We start from the raw sequence: 3,288 nt of genomic DNA, 5'->3' as shown, positions 1-3,288 counted from the left end.
GCGGCGCTGACCGGCACATCGCCGGTGATCGCGTAGCGCGCGCCCTGCAGCGCCGCGAGCTGATCCTCGGCCGCGCGCGAGGCCGCCGTGGTCAGGCGCCAGCCCTCGGGCAGGAAGGCTGCGACCCGTTCCATGCGGTCGGGTGCGGCGGGGTCGAGCATCACGACGGTGGTCATGGGTATCTCCAGTCAGATCTGAAAGCGGACGCCGGGGCGGGCCAGCCCGCCGCCCTGCGCGGTGACGGTGCCGTCGGCGCGCCAGCAGGCGGCGCCGGTCATCATGCCGTCCTCCTCGAAGGCGATGGCGTTCATGCCGCCGCCGATGGTCTTGACCAGCCGCACCTCATGGCCGCGCGCCCGCAGCGCCTCCGCTATCGGCGCATAGGCCGGTTCCAGCTCCACATGCTGCCCGTCGGTCCAGAGCCGCGGCGCCTCGACCGCCTGCTGCAACGACATGCCGTGGTCGATCAGGTTGACGATGGCCTGCATGGCGGAAGGGAATATCCGCACCGCCCCCGGCAGCCCCAGCGCATAGAGCGGGCGGTCGGCCCGGAGCACGATCATCGGCGCCATCGAGGTCGGCACCCGCTTGCCCGGCAGGATCGACAGCGCCTTGCCGGGATGGGGGTCGTAGTTCAGCATGTAGTTGTTGGGGATGATCCCGGTGCCGGGCACCATGATCCGCGCCCCGAACAGCCCGTTCAGCGTATGGGTGGAGGCAACGACATTGCCCTCGCGGTCCGCCACGGTGAGATGTGTGGTGTCGCGGCTCTCATGGCCCGGAACCGGCGGCGGCACGGGACGGGCGAGGTCGCGCAGGCGGTTCTGGCAGGCGAGCGCGTAATCCTTGGAGGTGAAGCGCTTCACCGGCACGTCGACGAAATCGGGATCGCCCGAGGCGGCGCGGCGGTCCTCGAAGGCGACGCGGATCACTTCGGCCAGAAGGTGCAGGCCCTCGGCGCTGCCGAAGCCCATGCCGCGAATGTCATGCGGCTCCAGCATGTTCAGCATCTGCGTCACATGCACGCCCGACGAGGCCGGGGGCGGCGGCCCGGCGATGACATGGCCGCGGTAGCTGCCGAAGATCGCCTCGCGCTCCACCGCGCGATAGGCGACGAGATCGTCGAGCGTCACATGGCCCGCCGCTTCGCCGCCCATGGCCAGCCGCTCCACCAGCGCGCGGCCGAGCGCGCCGCCATGCAGCGCCTCGGCACCCTGCGTCTGGATCAGCCGCAGGCTCTCGGCGTAGTCGCCCATCACCAGCCGCGACCCGGCGGCCAGCGGCTCGCCGCCCGGCAGGAAGAGCCGCGCCATTTCGGGGTCGGCCAGCAGATCCGCCTGATGCTCGCGCAGCGCGCCGTTCAGGTAGTGGCTGACGAGAAAGCCCGACTCCGCCACCCGGATCGCCGGGGCGATCACGTCGGCGAAGGGCAGCTTGCCGTAGCGCTGCTGCATCAGGCACCAGCCGCGCAGGTTGCCCGGCACTGCCACGGCAGAGGCGCCGACCGTGTTGCGGCGGTGCTTCGTGTCCATGTAGGTCGGCGGCGCGTCCGAGACGGTCTCGAACATGTCGGGCCGCGCGGCGGCGCCCGCGGTGGAGAGCGCGTCGATCACCACATGCCGCCCGTCCGCCAGCCGGATATGGGTCATGCCGCCCCCGGCGATCCCGACCATCATCGGCTCCACCACGGTCAGCATCAGCATCGCCGCCACCGCCGCGTCGATGGCGTTGCCGCCCACCGCCAGCATCTCGTTTCCCGCAGCCGATCCGAGCGGCGTGTTGGTCACGACGACGCCGAGCGCGCCGGAGGCAGGCCGCTTCTCGCAGGTGAACGGCAGGGGGAATTGATCAGCCAAGGGAATTCTCTCGCAGGGTCCGGGATCCCGGACCGGCGGGACCGCCGGCCGGGCGGGGCGACTGTAACGTCCTCACTCCCCGGGTAAACCCGCAATGCGCATTCGGCGTCATCAGCGGAAGGCGGGCACCGATGAGGGGCTGCCTTGGCCCCCCATCGCGCCGGGAAGATCTGCTCCATCGCCCGTTTCAAGGGCACCCGCGGTCACGGCCAGCCACGATCTGCGCCCCCCTGCCCCAGCGCAGTCCGACCCTTCACCGCACGGGGCGCAGGTCCTGCGGGGAGAGCCGCAGCGCGGCCTCCATCGTCGCGCGTGTCGCCCCCAGGGCGCGGTCCAGATCCGGCAGGCTGACCGCCTCGCGCCGGTCGCCGTCGCTGAGGATCTTCATCGCCACCGACTCCGGATCGTCGAAGCCGGACAGCAGCCGGAAGGCGGGGATGCCGGCTTCGGCGAAATTCGCGTGGTCGGAGTTGGTCTGCAGCGGCAGATGCACCCCGAGATCCTCGCCCAGCCCGGCGAAGACCCGCTGCAGGAACGGCCCCAGCGCCTCGAAGCCCGAGGTGAGCGCGGTCATCGGCCCGGCCATGCCCAGGCTGTCGAGGTTGATGTTCAGCACGATCTCCGCCCGTTCCTCCGGCGAGAGCCGCGCCACGTATTCGCGCGACCCGGTGAGCCGCCATTCCTCGAGATTGAAGAAGGCGAAGCGCAGCCGGCAGGGCAGATCCCGCCGCCCCGCGACCTCGTCGATCAGCGCCAGCAGGATGGCGCAGCCGGTGGCGTTGTCCAGCGCGCTCTCGGCCGGGTCGTGCCCGTCGAGATGGGCCGAGAGCACGACGACCGGGCCGGCCTCCGGGCCGAATTCGACGAAATGGCTGCGGGCCTCGGCCGGGGCCAGCGCGCTGCGCAGCAGCAGCCGGGCGGAGCCGGCGCGCCGCAGCGCCTCGGCGGTCTCGGGCGCGATGCCGGCGGCGGGAATGCCCTCCCCCGCCTCCATCCCGCTGGAGCCGGCGACGACGCTGCCCGGCTGATGGCCGACGACCAGCATCGCCGCGGCGCCGCAACGCACGGCCTCGGCGTATTTCACCCGGCGGTGCACCGTGTCCGGCGCGAACATCCGCTCGTGCCGCACCAGAACGATGCGGCCGCGGACCTCGTCCTGCCGCGCGGCGAAATCGGCGGGCGCACCGCGTCCCAGGTCGAGGATCCCGGCCCGCAGCCCCGCCTCGGCGGTGGCCGGGACGTTCAGCAGCGCGCAGGCATCGAAGCGGCTGTCCGCCGCCTCGACGAAGCATTCCAACGGCTGCCAGCCCGCATAGGGCGTGTCGAGCCAGCTCGCGCGCCCGCCGCTGCCCGCCAGCACCTCGCCGATGTACGCGCTCGCCTGGCGCTCGGAGGCGGAGCCGGTGCGCCTGCCGCCGAAGCCGCAGAGGAT

The 3,288-nt window shown here is 72.2% G+C and carries 2 protein-coding genes; both read right to left on the bottom strand.

What is annotated here, in order from left to right; translation table 11 throughout:
* Positions 1-188: 188 nt before the first annotated feature.
* Positions 189-1,856 (bottom strand): gamma-glutamyltransferase, encoded by a 1,668-nt coding sequence (gene ggt / locus C5F48_RS22580; protein WP_107665971.1) that lies wholly within the window; start codon positions 1,854-1,856, stop codon positions 189-191.
* 253 nt (positions 1,857-2,109) lie between these two features.
* Positions 2,110-3,288, bottom strand: a 1,179-nt coding sequence (locus C5F48_RS22575; protein WP_146170716.1) for a M28 family peptidase, incomplete at its 5' end; no start/stop codon positions are given.

The sequence above is a fragment of the Cereibacter changlensis JA139 genome, assembly GCF_003034985.1.
In the GTDB taxonomy this organism is placed as follows: domain Bacteria; phylum Pseudomonadota; class Alphaproteobacteria; order Rhodobacterales; family Rhodobacteraceae; genus Cereibacter; species Cereibacter changlensis.
Note: the sequence above shows the minus strand (reverse complement) of the source record. Positions and strands in the feature narration are given on the sequence as shown.